The organism is Vreelandella sp. L-25 (assembly GCF_056857535.1).
Map to the genome: position 1 here is coordinate 148,750 of NZ_JBSXNH010000084.1, position 14,027 is coordinate 162,776.

General features: G+C 57.0%; 16 protein-coding genes. 2 read left to right on the forward strand and 14 right to left on the reverse strand.

Annotated elements, in window-relative coordinates:
• Window positions 1-3: 3 nt before the first annotated feature.
• A complete protein-coding gene (gene rhlB / locus AC13CN_RS14595) occupies window positions 4-1,278 on the reverse strand; it encodes an ATP-dependent RNA helicase RhlB (RefSeq protein WP_044628385.1) in 1,275 nt (424 codons plus the stop codon).
• 145 nt (window positions 1,279-1,423) lie between these two features.
• On the opposite strand from rhlB, the gene AC13CN_RS14600 reads away from it, so the two are divergent.
• Together AC13CN_RS14600 and xthA are read left to right on the forward strand one after the other, a co-directional pair.
• Window positions 1,424-1,672 (forward strand): hypothetical protein, encoded by a 249-nt coding sequence (locus tag AC13CN_RS14600; protein WP_044628386.1) that lies wholly within the window; start codon window positions 1,424-1,426, stop codon window positions 1,670-1,672.
• On the forward strand, window positions 1,672-2,505 hold the full coding sequence (xthA, locus tag AC13CN_RS14605; protein WP_253557108.1) for an exodeoxyribonuclease III: 834 nt from the start codon (window positions 1,672-1,674) through the stop codon (window positions 2,503-2,505). The genes AC13CN_RS14600 and xthA overlap by 1 nt, the downstream gene beginning before the upstream one ends.
• A gap of 76 nt (window positions 2,506-2,581) precedes the next feature.
• Here the strand turns inward: xthA and AC13CN_RS14610 are convergent, their stop codons facing one another.
• The 13 genes from AC13CN_RS14610 to AC13CN_RS14670 form a co-directional block, all read right to left on the reverse strand.
• Window positions 2,582-3,658 (reverse strand): hypothetical protein, encoded by a 1,077-nt coding sequence (locus tag AC13CN_RS14610; protein ID WP_367399283.1) that lies wholly within the window; start codon window positions 3,656-3,658, stop codon window positions 2,582-2,584.
• 88 nt (window positions 3,659-3,746) lie between these two features.
• Entirely contained in the window at window positions 3,747-4,499 is a 753-nt protein-coding gene (locus AC13CN_RS14615) for an energy transducer TonB (protein WP_253557111.1), read from the reverse strand.
• Window positions 4,496-4,903, reverse strand: a complete 408-nt coding sequence (locus AC13CN_RS14620) for an ExbD/TolR family protein (RefSeq protein WP_172514576.1) — start codon at window positions 4,901-4,903, stop codon at window positions 4,496-4,498. Before AC13CN_RS14620 ends, AC13CN_RS14615 begins: the two co-directional genes overlap by 4 nt.
• On the reverse strand, window positions 4,896-5,438 hold the full coding sequence (locus tag AC13CN_RS14625; RefSeq protein ID WP_044628391.1) for a MotA/TolQ/ExbB proton channel family protein: 543 nt from the start codon (window positions 5,436-5,438) through the stop codon (window positions 4,896-4,898). The genes AC13CN_RS14620 and AC13CN_RS14625 overlap by 8 nt, the downstream gene beginning before the upstream one ends.
• A 1-nt stretch (window position 5,439) precedes the next feature.
• Window positions 5,440-6,801, reverse strand: coding sequence for a MotA/TolQ/ExbB proton channel family protein (locus tag AC13CN_RS14630; RefSeq protein ID WP_253557112.1), 1,362 nt, complete (start codon window positions 6,799-6,801; stop codon window positions 5,440-5,442).
• Window positions 6,798-7,577, reverse strand: a complete 780-nt coding sequence (locus AC13CN_RS14635; protein ID WP_253557113.1) for a DUF3450 domain-containing protein — start codon at window positions 7,575-7,577, stop codon at window positions 6,798-6,800. The genes AC13CN_RS14630 and AC13CN_RS14635 overlap by 4 nt, the downstream gene beginning before the upstream one ends.
• Before the next feature lie 219 nt (window positions 7,578-7,796).
• Entirely contained in the window at window positions 7,797-8,768 is a 972-nt protein-coding gene (gene nrdF / locus AC13CN_RS14640) for a class 1b ribonucleoside-diphosphate reductase subunit beta (RefSeq protein ID WP_044630793.1), read from the reverse strand.
• Window positions 8,769-8,810: 42 nt separating this feature from the next.
• Window positions 8,811-11,006 (reverse strand): class 1b ribonucleoside-diphosphate reductase subunit alpha, encoded by a 2,196-nt coding sequence (nrdE, locus tag AC13CN_RS14645; protein ID WP_074210486.1) that lies wholly within the window; start codon window positions 11,004-11,006, stop codon window positions 8,811-8,813.
• Window positions 10,973-11,422: a class Ib ribonucleoside-diphosphate reductase assembly flavoprotein NrdI gene (nrdI, locus tag AC13CN_RS14650; protein WP_044630794.1), complete on the reverse strand. Its 450-nt coding sequence runs from the start codon at window positions 11,420-11,422 to the stop codon at window positions 10,973-10,975. Before nrdI ends, nrdE begins: the two co-directional genes overlap by 34 nt.
• A 9-nt stretch (window positions 11,423-11,431) precedes the next feature.
• Window positions 11,432-11,653 carry a glutaredoxin-like protein NrdH gene (gene nrdH / locus AC13CN_RS14655; RefSeq protein WP_044630795.1) on the reverse strand — a complete coding sequence of 74 codons (222 nt, stop codon included), beginning with the start codon at window positions 11,651-11,653 and terminating at the stop codon, window positions 11,432-11,434.
• A gap of 252 nt (window positions 11,654-11,905) precedes the next feature.
• Window positions 11,906-12,517 carry a superoxide dismutase gene (locus AC13CN_RS14660; RefSeq protein ID WP_044630796.1) on the reverse strand — a complete coding sequence of 204 codons (612 nt, stop codon included), beginning with the start codon at window positions 12,515-12,517 and terminating at the stop codon, window positions 11,906-11,908.
• A 215-nt stretch (window positions 12,518-12,732) separates the two neighbouring features.
• Entirely contained in the window at window positions 12,733-13,659 is a 927-nt protein-coding gene (locus AC13CN_RS14665) for an electron transfer flavoprotein subunit alpha/FixB family protein (protein ID WP_172514492.1), read from the reverse strand.
• Between the two features lie 14 nt (window positions 13,660-13,673).
• Window positions 13,674-14,027: electron transfer flavoprotein subunit beta/FixA family protein (locus tag AC13CN_RS14670; protein ID WP_483053221.1), on the reverse strand; the 354-nt coding region annotated here is incomplete at its 5' end.

Sequence of the window (14,027 nt, forward strand, 5' to 3'; positions counted from 1 at the left end):
CCGTTACAGCATGCCTTCCGGCGGATGTTCGCAGGGCAGCTTACCGTTAATGTAGCGCTCAATCTCTGGCAGTGAGAAGGCGTCTTCTTCACCAACAAAGCTGATGGAGACCCCTTTGGCGCCCGCGCGGCCAGTACGGCCAATACGGTGGACGTAATCTTCAGGGTCTTCTGGCAGCGTGTAGTTGATAACGTGGCTGACGTCTTCAATATGGATACCGCGACCCGCGACATCGGTGGCGACCAGTACCTGAATCTCTCCCTCGCGGAAGCTTTCCAGCGTTTTAATACGCTGGTTTTGAGGCACATCACCGGACAGCATAGCCGCGCTGACACCCGCTTTTTTCAGCAGATCGTCAAGCTTGCGCACCAAATCACGGCGGTTACCGAAGACCATGACGCGCTCAAAGCTCTCCTGCTCCAGTAGCTTCACCAGCAGCCGCTGCTTATCGTCATCGGAGACAAGATAGACGCGCTGGTCGATATCCGCCTGATTCTCGACGGTCACTTCGATCTCGACATGCGCCGGATCAAGCGTCCATTGGCTCGCCAGATTGAGAATATCGTCGGTGAAAGTGGCCGAGAACAGGAACGTTTGGCGCTCCTCTTTTTTCGGCGTGTAGCGAACAATGCGCTTCACGTCGGGGATGAACCCCATGGAAAGCATACGGTCCGCTTCGTCGAGCACCAGCACTTCGGTTTCAGAGAGGTCGATATCACGCTTCTGATGGAAGTCCAGCAGGCGTCCAGGCGTGGCGACCAGGATATCGATCTTCTTGCTCAGGCTATCGCGCTGTTTTTGATAATCCATGCCGCCGACGACACTGGCGACATTAAGCTGAGTAAAGCGCGCAAGCGCCTTGGCGTCTTTCTCGATTTGCAGCGCCAACTCACGGGTCGGCGCGATGATCAGCGCGCGGGGAGCCCCCGGCTTTTGGCCCTCCGGTGTGGGTTCTTCGAGAAAATAGGCCAACACGGAGATCAAAAAGGCGGCGGTTTTCCCGGTGCCCGTTTGCGCTTTACCGACAATATCGCCACCTAACAGCGTGTGGCGCAGTGCTTCCGCCTGAATGGGCGTGCAGTACTCAAACCCTTGGGCATGAATAGCGCGCATTAGAGGCAGCGGCAGATCAAAGTCATGGAAGCGCCACTTGCCGGCAACGGCGGGCACCTGAAACTGACGAAGATCCCAGTTCGACTGACGACGACGCGGTTTCCGACGACGACGTTTAGGCTTGCGGTTCTGGGCCGATGCTGTGGTCTGTTCCGACTCGCTCATAGGCTGTGTATCTGTCCATTGCTGTGGAGGTTAGGCATCACGAAGTGCGCATTGTACCAGGGGTTGGCGATAAGAGCGCGCCCTGCTGTCGAAGGAGCACGCTTGCCTGTTAGAATGAGGCATACATTAACCCAAGGAGCGCGACATGACGCGTAAGAAAAAGACTCGTTCATTAGCGGATAAAGTGACTATCCGCACTGGTCGCCGCAAAGATTATAAAAAGTGGCGCCATGAGAACCCTGAGCAGGTGACCTCATCGCGCCGCTTTGTGGCTAAAAAGCAGCAGCAGCGCAAACTACAAGCCGTGCGTAAACTAGCGCGCCAGCAAAGTGGCCAACCGATTGCGATTCACCCTGACAAAGGGGGCGACAACTCATCAGGAGACCCTTCGTAATGCGTTTGGTGTCGTTTAATATCAATGGCATTCGGGCACGGCTACATCAGCTTCAAGCGCTGATCGACACTCAACAACCTGATGTCATTGGCTTACAAGAAACCAAAGTGCAGGATAGTGAATTCCCCGTGGCTGACGTAGAAGCCATGGGCTATCACGTCTTCTATTATGGCCAGAAAGGGCATTACGGCGTTGCGTTACTGTGCCGCCAACAGCCGCAGGCGGTGTTTTACGGTTTTCCTGATGATGAAGAGGATGCGCAGCGCCGCATGATTGGCGTCAAGCTTCTCGCCGACGATGGCGAAGCGGTCACTGTGTGGAACGGCTACTTTCCGCAAGGCGAGAGCATTGATCACCCCACCAAGTTTCCGCACAAAGCACGCTTTTATCAACAGCTCGCACACCTGCTTAATACCCAGCATGCTCCTGAAGAGCGGCTGGCGGTCATGGGTGATTTTAATATCTCACCGGAAGACCAGGATATAGGCATTGGCGAAGCCAACCGTAAACGCTGGCTGCGCGATGGCAAAACCAGCTTCCAACCCATTGAGCGTGAGTGGCTGGAAGGCATTAAAGCGTGGGGGCTTAGCGACAGCTACCGGCTGTGCCACCCTAATAACAGCGAGTGGTTCAGTTGGTTTGACTACCGTTCTAAAGGGTTTGATCGAGAGCCAAAGCGCGGCCTGCGTATCGACTACATTCTCGTCTCAAAGCCTTTGGCCGAGTGCGTGACAGGCGCAGGCATCGATTACCCGCTACGCGGTATGGATCGCCCCTCCGACCACGCCCCAACCTGGAGCGACTTTACATTAACGCTCCCTGTTAATCAGTAGTATGTGAAGCAATTAGCAAGAAAATTCAGTAACAAGAAAACAGCCTGCCCCTTGTTTAGCGAAGGGGCTTTTCTTATCAACGAAAATTGGCCAGCCACTCTTCCGCTTGGGTATCCCCAAGATTAGCAGCGGTTGTAAGCGCCGCCTCTGCTTGCTCATTTCTCCCCCACCCATAAGCAAGTTGACCCAGTTGGCGCCAGTCATCGGCTGATTGCGTTACTTCAGCGAGCGCTTGCCAAGCGCCCAAGGCATTATCAATATGTTTCGCCTGCTGCCAGGCCGTCGCTCGCAAGCGCAACGTCTCTTCGTTGCTAGGAAGCTCGCCTGCCTCAAGCGCTGCCTCTAAATGCTCCCCGGCACGGGCGGGGGTCCCGCCTGCCAGATGAAGCTGGATAAGAGTAAGGCGCTCATCTGGGGTCGAGAACTTGCCTAACTGCCATGCCGCCTCCCAGACGGCGGCTGCTACGCCCAACTGGCCTGCCTGCTGGGCAAGCCCGGCTGCCTGACGCCATGCATCGGCTTCGCTCTCAGCGTTTAAGCCCTTCAACAGCCAACTTAGCGCCTGCTCATTCTCTCCTGTGTGCCGTAGCACAACATTCGTGAGCGTTTGTTGTTCAGCGCTGAGATCCCCTTGCTCTAGCAGCGGCACCAGCCACTCTAACGCAGCCTCCCAGCGCTCCTCTTCGGCCAGCATTCGCACCAACAGCCACGCCGTTTCTGCGTAACGCTCATTGCCCGAGGACTCTGACAACCACTGTTCGAACAGAGCAATGGCCTCATCACGCTCTCCGGCTGCACGGCGCAGCGACGCCTCATCGCGCAGCCAGCGGCGTACCTGGCTATCGGGAACGCTCGGGCGTTGGCGAGCGCTGGCCAGTTCATCGGCGGCCGCAAGGTTTTCCCCCTGGTGCACAAGGGCGCTTGCCGCTAACTGGTGATAAAGCGCACTGGCCCACTGGTCGGCCCGGTTACCGCCAGCCAACCGCTCAGACTGAGAGCGCGCATGGCTAATAATACGGCTTAACACCTCTGGATCTGCCGAACCGCTTGCTTGGCTTGCTAACTGGCTTTGCACCCCGTTCAGGTCTTGAATAATGTCACCGGGCAGCGGCTCATTGGCCACAGCGGTAGCGCTTAAGGCGCTCAGTAACATGATGGCGACCCACCGCTGCATCCTCTTCCCTCGGCCAGCATCGTTCACTAGCCTGTTTGGCGATTTTTCTCTACGAGACATGTCACCGCTACCTTAACTGGAACTCAATACGCTGGGTGGCGCGACGTAGCTGCTGGCTGGGTTCGAACTGCCAACGCGCAATCGCTTCGCGGGCAGCGTCTTCGAAGACCCGACGAGGCTGGGCATTGGTCACCCGAATAGAGCCACCGTCAACACTACCGTTACGCTGAATGACGAACTCCACCTCCACAAACCCCTCCATGCCACGACGCTGAGCACGGGGTGGATACGACGGGTTAACGCGATTCGTCGGCGCCACCTGCCCAACGCTCACCGGTTCATTGGAGGGCGCAGGCTCAGCGGCCGGTGCTGCGTCGCGCTGGGCAGCGGCGGGCTCAGGGGATGGCGCTGCCGTTTCTGCTGGCTCGGGCGAGGGTTCCGGCGCAGGTTCAGGAGCTGGCTGTGGTTGCGGTGTGGGTTCGGGCTGAGCCTCGGTCAGCTCGGGCAGCTCGCTTTCTAACTCGACGGGCTCTACCGGCGCGTCAGGCAGCTCTACCTCGGGCAACGCAATCGTACTGGTGGCCACTGGTGCAGGCGCGGGAGTCGGCATGGGCGGAGGCGCAGGTGCTGCTTGCGCAGGCGCGGGAGGCGGTGCCTCCTGTTCGGGCGCCACCTCCGGCGCTTCCACCATGGTCATGGACATCGTCATAATAGGCTCATCGACTTGCTGTTCAGGTGGTGCCACCAGCAGCGCCAGCATCCAGAAGAGTCCGACGGCCAGGGCAATACCGCCTAGCATCGACAACGCATGACGCATCATGGCGCGCTCCGGCTCGCTGCCACGGCGACCTGCTCGACCCCTGCCTGCTGAAGACGATCCATAACCTCAATCAGCACACCCGTGGTGGACTCTCGATCGGCTTGAATAACCACCGACCCTTCACCGCTGAGCATTCCGGCTACCTGCTGGCCAACACGATGTAGATCTACCGGCTGGCCATCTACCCATACCACTCCTTCGGGCGTGACAGCAATCAGCACCTGGGCATCGGGGCGGGGCGTGGCCGCCGACGCTTCGGGGCGGTCAATCTCCACCCCGCTCTCCTTGATAAAGCTGGTCGTGACGATAAAGAAGATCAGCATAATGAACACCACATCCAGCATCGGCGTTAAGTTCACCTCATTGCTGTCGTCGGCAGCCTCTATAGAACGGCGTCTACGCATCACTCTCCTCCAAGGCACGCGCTAAGCGGTCATGCAAACGCTGGTCTTCGCGACGGATAACGTGCTCTAAACGGCTAATAAACAGCATACCCACTACCGCAATGGCCATTCCCGTTAAGGTAGGCAGCGTTGCCCGGGCAACGCCATCGGCCATGGCCCTGGCTTGGTGGGTATCACTCATCGAAAGGCTATCAAAAACGGCGATCATACCGGTGACGGTGCCCAACAGCCCCAATAGCGGACAGAGCACCACCAGCAGTTTGATCCAGGGCAGTGGGCGGCGAAGCTTGGCTACCAAGGCCGCACTCCATACATGACGTAGCGTACGCGCACTCCAACTGCGGTGGTCGCTTCGGGCTGCCCAGCGACGAACCAGTTCATGGCGCGCGCGCCGCCAACTGATGCGGTAGTACCACCAGCGCTCAATCGCCATGGCGAACACCACCACCGCCACCAGCGCAAGCACGACTAGCACAGCGCCGCCCGCCTCTAACAGCCGCTCTACTGGCTCTAGCCAAAGGGGTAAGGTCGGCATGCTAGTTCACCGTTTGCCCAGAAAGAGTGGACTGCGCTTCCAGATGGTCGGCCAACGTGGCGCTGGCTTCGCCTTCAATCACCTGGGTAATAAAACGGCTGCGACTGGAGAGCGCCGTTTGAGCAAACAGCAGCGGCACAGCGGTTACCAAGCCCAGCACAGTGGTCACCAGCGCCTGACTGATACCGCCGGCCATTAGCTGCGGGTCGCCGGTACCAAATACCGTAATGGCTTGGAAGGTCACGATCATGCCTGTCACGGTACCCAGTAGCCCCAGCAGAGGTGCAATGGCGGCCAGCAATTTAACGATAGGCTGACCACGCTCAATCTTCGGCAACTCGGCCAGCACCGCCTCATCCAGCCTCGCTTCGAGCGCTTCTGGCGTTTGGTGCTTATCCATCTCTTTAAAGCGTTCTAACACGCGACCAAGCGGATTATCCTTGCTTGGCTGATCTAAGTTTTGGCGCTGGCGGCGCACACGCGCACTCACCGTCAGTAGGTAAATATACTGAGCTAACGCCACCAGCAGCCCGATACCACCGAGCACGACAACGACGTAACCGACGTAGCCCCCTTGCTGAAAGCGCTCCCAGAGCGTGGGCTGTTGCGCCAACGCTTCGAGAACACTGCCTTGCGTGGGGTCAATGGCAAATTCACGGCTCTCGCCCTGATGGTAAGCCGCTAACAGGTCGCTGATTGCTGTTGGCGTGCGCGGCACTTCGGCGAGGCTGCTCTCTTCGTCTTGCCCCTTTCTAAGCAGCGCAGACTCGGTAAAGGCAGCAAAATCCCCCAGCCGCACGACGCTATGTGACTCTATGTCGCCGCTTGCATCCGCCACCGGCAGCTCGAGACGCTCGGCACGACCGGTATTCACAGTGAGTGTTGCCAGGCTATCTACCACGGCCTCAATTTGTGAGCGCTCCAGAACGTCGACATCATTAAGGCGCGGCGGCAGCGCATCTGCCTCTAGCGTTAGCCAGCTATCGCCGCCTAGCTCATTGCGAATTTCTTCACTGTGACGGGCAAGATCTGCTAGCAATGAGGTTAACGCTTCTCCCTGCTCCTCTTGCCGCTGGGCAAGCGCTTGGGCCTGCTCGCTTTGCTCATCCTGCTGCGCTTCAAGGGCTGCCTGCTCGTCTTCAGCCGCCTCATGGGCAGCGCGTGCCTCCTCCAAGGCGGCTTCCAGGCCCTCTTGATCTTCTAAGAATGACTGCAGCCGCGCCTGATCACGCGCTTGGGCAGCCTCTCGGGCCTCCCTTAGCGACCCAAGTTCATCGCTTTGGGCCATGGCAGCGCTGTTCGTTAATGCGCCAACCAGTAACGTTAGGCAAAGCCATGCTTTTGGGCGAGAGAATAGACTCATGGCTGGCCCCCTTGGTCATTGGCAGTAATAGAGAGTGGTAGTTGCAGAAGCTCCGGCGTGCGCTGATCATTAGCGATGCGCAGGCCGTTGCGTACCTGACGGCGAGCGGGTTCGTCTAACGCCAGCCATTCACCGCCCTCTTTATCCCATACACCACCTTCCCGACCATCCGGCGTGAGGTAGTAAAAGCCAATACGGCCAATACGTAGGTACTCGACTTCTCTGGGCGACGCTCCCTCCATCACCAACCGGCCTCGCCAACTATCCACTTCACGGCCATAGGCCAGCTCAGCGCGCCAGGCTTCGAGCAAGCTGGCAATGCGTTCAGCGCTGCCTGCCTCGGGATTACCGGCGGATTCCACCCGGGCGAGGCGTTCATCGGTTAAGAAAGGTAGATCTGACTCGATCCAACGGGCTAGCTGCTCGGCCATATCCTGCTCGATCATGGGCAGCGCATCACGGGTATCGCTTAACGTATCCAGCGCTTGGCTTAATCGCTGCTGGCGCTCGGCTTCGCTAGCCAGGCGGCTACTGAGCGTTGCGTTGGAGGCTTCCATCTGGCGGGTTTCCCGCTCTAGGCGGCGCAACTCTTCAATGGCGGAACGCGTAGCTTCATCCGCGCTGTCAATTTGCTGCTGCAGTTCAGACTGGGTTTGCTGGGCCTCGACACTTTGGGCCGCTTGATCCATTGTCTCATCACTTGCCATTAGCGTACCGCTGACCAGCACTCCTGCAAGCCAACACCCACGCAAGGCAAAGAAAGGCCTTTTCAGCACGTTATGTCTCCGTCACTGCTTAACGCGCCCTCACGAACGGCGCGCTAAAACTCATTAGGTATAAGAACGATTTGCGTTTAACGCGTGCAGTGCATAGCGTAACACTAATAGAATAAATGACAATATTTATCATTAACATCCACCTACAGTCTGGCGGGAGTTGCGCGCATAAAAAACGGGAGCCATAGGCTCCCGTAGAGAACGTAACCACGGCGGTGATTAAAACGCCCAGTCGTCGTCTTCTGTGGCGACCGCTTTACCAATGACATAGGAAGAGCCAGACCCTGAGAAGAAGTCGTGGTTCTCATCTGCGCTGGGTGACAGTGCGGCCATGATCGTCGGGTCAACGTCCGTCACGCTGCTGGGGAACAGCGGCTCAAAGCCCAAGTTCATCAGGGCTTTGTTGGCGTTGTAGTGAAGGAATTTCTTCACATCTTCCGACAGACCCACTTCATCATACAGCGACTCGGTGTAGCGAACTTCGTTGTCGTAAAGCTCCAGCAGCAGCTCGTAGGCGTAATCTTTCACTTCCTGCTGTCGCTCGGGCGTCTCTTCTGCCAGCGCCTGCTGGAATTTGTAGCCCACGTAGTAACCGTGCACCGCTTCATCACGAATGATCAAACGAATCAAGTCGGCCGTGTTGGTCAGCTTGGCATGGCTGGACCAGTACATGGGCAAGTAGAAGCCCGAGTAGAACAGGAACGACTCCAGGAAAACGCTCGCCACCTTGCGCATCAGCGGGTCGTCCGAGCGGTAGCGCTTCAGGATGAGCTCCGACTTCATCTGTAGCGTCGGATTTTCCTCACTCCAGCGGAACGCGTCGTCTACATCACGCGTTGCACACAGCGTCGAGAAAATCGAGCTGTAGGAGCGCGCATGCACAGATTCCATAAAGGCGATATTGGTGTATACCGCTTCTTCATGAGGAGTGCGGGCATCTTCCATCAGCACAGGCGCACCCACGCTGCTTTGAATGGTGTCCAGCAGCGTCAGACCCGTAAATACGCGGATAGTAAGCTGCTTCTCTTGCTGCGTCAGCGTGTTCCACGACTGAATATCATTAGAGAGCGGCACTTTTTCCGGCAACCAGAAGTTACTGGTCAGGCGGTTCCATACCTCAAGGTCTTTATCGTCTTGAAGGCGGTTCCAGTTAATCGCATTCACTCGCGACAAACGTTGCATCATCGTCATCAGAGTTCTCTCACAAACATCTTCTTAAAAGCGTATCCGAGGTTACAGCGTACAGGAGACGCAACCCTCTACCTCGGTGCCTTCAAGCGCACTTTGGCGTAAGCGAATGTAGTAAAGCGTCTTGATACCTTTACGCCATGCGTAAATTTGCGCCTTGTTGATATCCCGCGTGGTGGCCGTGTCCGGGAAGAACAGTGTCAACGAAAGGCCTTGGTCAACGTGCTTGGACGCCTCCGCGTAGGTATCGATAATTTTTTCAGGACCGATTTCGTAAGCATCCTGGAAGTAATCGAAGTTCGCTTCGTTCAAGAATGGCGCTGGGTAGTAAACGCGACCCAGCTTGCCCTCTTTACGGATCTCGATCTTCGCCGCCACCGGGTGAATGCTGGAGGTGGAGTGGTTGATGTACGAGATAGAACCAGTCGGCGGTACCGCTTGAAGGTTACGGTTGTATAGGCCGTGCGCCATCACCGAGGCTTTCAGCGCTTGCCAATCGTCTTGCGTGGGCAGTGCAATACCGCTGCGCTCGAAAAGCTGACGGACTTTCTCGGTACGCGGCAGCCACGCCTGGTCGGTGTACTTATCGAAGAACGTACCCGATGCATAGGTAGAGTCTGCGAACCCGGCAAAGGTCTCACCGTGTTCGATGGCCAACTGGTTCGACGCACGAATGGCATGGAACGCAACGCAGTAGAAGTACAGGTTCGTGAAGTCCAACCCCTCTTCTGAGCCGTAATAAATATGCTCGCGAGCCAGGAAGCCATGCAGGTTCATCTGGCCAAGACCGATGGCGCGCGATTTGGCATTACCCTCGGCGATGGAGGGAACGCTGCGCAGATTACTCATTTCAGACACGGCGGTCAGACCGCGAATGGCGATCTCGACGCTGGTGCCGATATCACCGGAATCCATCACCTTGGCGATGTTCATCGAGCCGAGGTTACAAGAGATATCTTGTCCTACCTGACGGTAGCCCAAGTCGTCGTCGTACTCGGTCGGCGTGTTGACCTGCAGAATCTCGGAGCACAGGTTACTCATGTTGATACGGCCTGCAATCGGGTTGGCGCGGTTGACCGTATCTTCGAACATGATATACGGGTAGCCAGACTCGAACTGCAGCTCGGCCAGGGTTTGGAAGAAGGCGCGAGCATTGATCTTGTGCTTGCGAATACGCGCGTCGGCCACCATTTCATGGTACTTCTCGGTCACACTGATATCGCCAAACGGCACGCCGTAGACGCGCTCGACATCGTAGGGCGAGAAGAGGTACATGTCGTCGTTGCGCTTGGCCAGCTCGAACGTGATATCGGGAATGGTCACGCCCAGCGACAGCGTTTTGATGCGGATTTTTTCGTCCGCGTTTTCACGCTTGGTGTCCAAAAAGCGCAGAATGTCCGGGTGGTGGGCGTTGAGATAGACCGCTCCGGCACCTTGACGCGCACCTAGCTGATTGGCGTAGGAGAACGCGTCTTCCAGCAGTTTCATGATCGGAATGATGCCCGACGACTGGTTCTCGATACGCTTGATCGGCGCGCCGGATTCGCGAATGTTGCTGAGCAGGAAGGCCACGCCGCCGCCACGCTTGGAGAGCTGCAGCGCGGAGTTGATGGAACGCCCGATGGACTCCATATTGTCTTCGATACGCAGCAAGAAGCAAGAGACCAGCTCGCCTCGCTGGCGCTTACCACAGTTTAGGAAGGTGGGCGTCGCAGGCTGGAAACGGCCGCTGATGATCTCGTCGACTAGCGACTTGGCCAGCGCTTCATCGCCACGCGCTAGCGTGAGCGCCACCATGCAAACCCGGTCTTCATACCGCTCGAGATAACGTTTGCCGTCGAAGGTTTTGAGCGTGTAGCTGGTGTAGTACTTGAACGCACCCAAGAAGCTCGGGAAGCGGAATTTGTACGCATACGCCTGCTCGAACAGCGCTTTGACAAACGTAAAGCTATACTGCGCCAGCACGTCGGCTTCGTAGTACTGCTCTTCCACTAGGTAGTCCAACTTCTCTTCCAAGGAGTGGAAGAACACGGTGTTCTGATTGACGTGCTGCAAGAAGTACTGGCGCGCCGCTTCGCGGTCTTTATCCAACTGCAGTTCGCCGTTGGCACCGTACAGGTTCAACATCGCATTCAGCGCATGGTAATCCAGCGTGCGCGCCTCGGTGGCTCCCGCAGCAGGGCGTTGATCTGCCGAGTTTTTTGCAGCTACGTTCTTAGAGACTGAGCTTGACGTTTCCAAAACTCTTCTACTCCTTTGCGGACCTTGGCGACATCGTCATCGGTACCAAACAATTCAAAACGATAAAGCAGCGGCACTTGGCACTTTTGGGCAATGATTCGCCCCGCCAAAGCGTATGCGTCACCAAAATTAGTATTACCAGCAGCAATGACACCTCGTAAGAGGTGTCGGTTGTGCTCGTCATTTAAAAACCGAATAACCTGCTTTGGCACAGCCCCATTGGCCGAGCCACCTCCGTAGGTGGGGGTAACCAATATGTAGGGCTGCTCAATGCGTAGCGTCGGGGCTTCACGATGTAACGGCAGCCGCTGTGCACTTAAACCAAGCTTTTCAATAAAGCGATGGGTGTTGCCTGACTTGGTGGAAAAATAGACCAGCGTACCTGCCTGCTCGGCTTCCACGTCAGCAGCGTGCATGGGTGACGATTACGCCAACGCTTGGATGCGGTCCGGACGGAAGCCCGACCAGTGCTCTTCACCGACGACCACGACAGGCAGCTGGCGGTAACCCAGCGCTTCGACTTCTGCTTGAGCACCCGTTTCGGCGGTAATGTCGATGACGGTGTACTCAAGGCCTTGCTTATCCAGCGCGCGATAGGTGGCAGTACACTGTACACAGGCAGGCTTGCTATAAATTTGGATTTCCATGGCTATTTCCCCTTTTCATAGCGGCAATTTTCAGGTAGTGCGCAGCGCTTGCTCTACCCCTCTAAAAGTCACCACGCATACTATATATAGACTAAGAGAAAATCAATTTCAGCATATATGGTATTTTTTCATCCACAGGTTATGGACAGCTCATGCCCAGCGCTATACCCAGACACAAAAAAACCGCTCCCTGATAGGGAGCGGTTTTCCAGCGGTGTCAGTAGCTGACACCGCCCTCACAGGGCGTGAGTATTAGGCGATGGCGGCTTGGTAACGGCGCTCGACATCTTCCCAGTTCACCACGTTGAAGAAAGCATCCACGTAGTCTGGACGCTTGTTCTGGAACTTCAGGTAGTAAGCGTGCTCCCAAACATCCAGACCGAGTACGGGCGTGTTGCCGTGCATCAACGGGCTATCTTGGTTGAGGGTATTTTCGACGACCAGCTTTTTCTCAGGCGTGACGGACAACCACGCCCAGCCGCTGCCGAAACGGCCCAGCGCGGCTTTTTTGAAGGCGTCTTTGAATGCATCAAAACCGCCCAGCTCTGCGTCGATGGCTTTAGCCACGTCGCCATGCGGCTGTCCGCCACCGTTGGGTGACATCATTTGCCAAAACATGGAGTGATTAGCGTGGCCGCCACCGTTGTTGATAACGGCTTGACGCTTCTCTTCGGGTACGCGATCCAAGTTCGCCACCAGCTCTTCCACCGGAACGTCTTCTAGACCGGTGCCTTCCAGCGCACCGTTCAGGTTGGTGACGTAGGTGTTGTGGTGGCGAGAGTGGTGAATTTCCATCGTCATCGCGTCGATGTTCGGCTCGAGAGCATCGTAAGCGTACGGCAGTTCAGGAAGGGTATGTGCCATGCTATCTTCTCCTTGAGTGGCTTCTGTTGCGTTCACTACATTAGGTGTGGTCTTACTCCACCCTTTTCAACCACCGCCCCGGCAATTTTTTACCATCGGCGGCAAATCTTTGTCCCAGCACCTTAGTCAACTATTGTCAGTTTATCGAACCCGCCCACAATAAAAAAGCCGACTTCTGGCGAAGTCGGCTTTTGACAGGCAGCAAGTTCAATGACTTACAGCTTGCTTTCCAGCTCTGGCAGAATCTCGAACAGATCCCCCACTAGGCCATAGTCGGCGACCTGAAAGATCGGAGCTTCGTCGTCTTTGTTGATGGCGACGATCACCTTGGAGTCTTTCATGCCCGCCAAGTGCTGAATCGCACCTGAAATACCCACCGCAATATAAAGCTCAGGCGCGACGATCTTACCGGTCTGGCCCACCTGCATGTCGTTAGGAACAAAGCCCGCATCGACCGCCGCACGCGAAGCGCCAATGGCCGCGCCCAGCTTGTCGGCAATGCCGTCCAGCAGCTTGAAGTTCTCGCCGTTACCCATGCCACGGCCACCGGAGATGACGACCTTGGCACCGCCGAGTTCCGGGCGGTCGCTCTGGGCCAGCTCTTCTTTGACAAAGCTGGATTGACTGTTGTCAGCGGCGAACGCTACCGCTTCCACGGCTGCGCTGCCGCCCTGGCCCACCGCATCGAACGCGGTGGTGCGCACGGTAATGACTTTCAGCGCGTCGTCACTTTTGACCGTGGCGATGGCGTTACCGGCATAAATCGGGCGCAGGAAAGTATCGGCGCTCTCAACGCCAATCACATCCGACAACTGGCTGACGTCTTTCATAGCCGCCAGACGCGGCAGGACGTTTTTACCGGTGGTGGAAGCGCTGGCCAGTACGTGGGTGTAATCACCCGCCAGCTCCACCAGCAGCGCGCCCACGGGCTCGGCCAGCTGATGAGCGTACACGGCGTTATCTGCCACGCGTACTTTACTCACGCCGTCGAGTTTGGCGGCCGCGTCAGCGGCGGCCTGGACGCCTTCACCGGCGACCAGCACATCAATATCGCCACCGATGGCCTGGGCCGCTGCGACGACGTGAGCGGTCGCGCCCGCTAACTGACCTTCATGCAGGTCGGCAAGTACCAGAATGCTCATGAGATCAGCTCCTTTTAAAGCACTTTGGCTTCGTTTTTCAGTTTGTCGATCAGCTCATCCACCGAGGCGACTTTGATACCGCCTTTGCGCTCGGCGGGGGATTGCACTTTGAGCAGCGTGACCTTGGAAGCCACTTCCACGCCGTAGTCAGCGGGGGTTTTGACATCCAGCGGCTTTTTCTTGGCCTTCATGATGTCCGGCAGCTTGGCGTAGCGCGGCTCGTTGAGGCGCAGGTCAGTGGTGACGATGGCCGGGAGTGTCAGCGCGACGGTTTGCAGGCCGCCGTCGATTTCACGGGTCACGTTGACCTTGTCACCATCTACCGCGACTTCTGAGGCGAAGGTGCCTTGCGGCAGATTGGTCAGCGC

What these genes read in the sequence shown, in the direction of transcription:
- AC13CN_RS14600 (WP_044628386.1), top strand. Translation starts at nt 1,424, where the DNA reads ATGACGCGTAAGAAAAAGACTCGTTCATTAGCGGATAAAGTGACTATC.
- nrdI (WP_044630794.1), bottom strand. Translation starts at nt 11,422, where the DNA reads ATGCACGCTGCTGACGTGGAAGCCGAGCAGGCAGGTACGCTGGTCTAT.
- xthA (WP_253557108.1), top strand. Translation starts at nt 1,672, where the DNA reads ATGCGTTTGGTGTCGTTTAATATCAATGGCATTCGGGCACGGCTACAT.
- AC13CN_RS14625 (WP_044628391.1), bottom strand. Translation starts at nt 5,438, where the DNA reads ATGCCGACCTTACCCCTTTGGCTAGAGCCAGTAGAGCGGCTGTTAGAG.
- AC13CN_RS14630 (WP_253557112.1), bottom strand. Translation starts at nt 6,801, where the DNA reads ATGAGTCTATTCTCTCGCCCAAAAGCATGGCTTTGCCTAACGTTACTG.
- AC13CN_RS14660 (WP_044630796.1), bottom strand. Translation starts at nt 12,517, where the DNA reads ATGGCACATACCCTTCCTGAACTGCCGTACGCTTACGATGCTCTCGAG.
- AC13CN_RS14620 (WP_172514576.1), bottom strand. Translation starts at nt 4,903, where the DNA reads ATGCGTAGACGCCGTTCTATAGAGGCTGCCGACGACAGCAATGAGGTG.
- nrdH (WP_044630795.1), bottom strand. Translation starts at nt 11,653, where the DNA reads ATGGAAATCCAAATTTATAGCAAGCCTGCCTGTGTACAGTGTACTGCC.
- rhlB (WP_044628385.1), bottom strand. Translation starts at nt 1,278, where the DNA reads ATGAGCGAGTCGGAACAGACCACAGCATCGGCCCAGAACCGCAAGCCT.
- AC13CN_RS14615 (WP_253557111.1), bottom strand. Translation starts at nt 4,499, where the DNA reads ATGATGCGTCATGCGTTGTCGATGCTAGGCGGTATTGCCCTGGCCGTC.
- nrdF (WP_044630793.1), bottom strand. Translation starts at nt 8,768, where the DNA reads ATGACGATGATGCAACGTTTGTCGCGAGTGAATGCGATTAACTGGAAC.
- AC13CN_RS14665 (WP_172514492.1), bottom strand. Translation starts at nt 13,659, where the DNA reads ATGAGCATTCTGGTACTTGCCGACCTGCATGAAGGTCAGTTAGCGGGC.
- AC13CN_RS14610 (WP_367399283.1), bottom strand. Translation starts at nt 3,658, where the DNA reads ATGTTACTGAGCGCCTTAAGCGCTACCGCTGTGGCCAATGAGCCGCTG.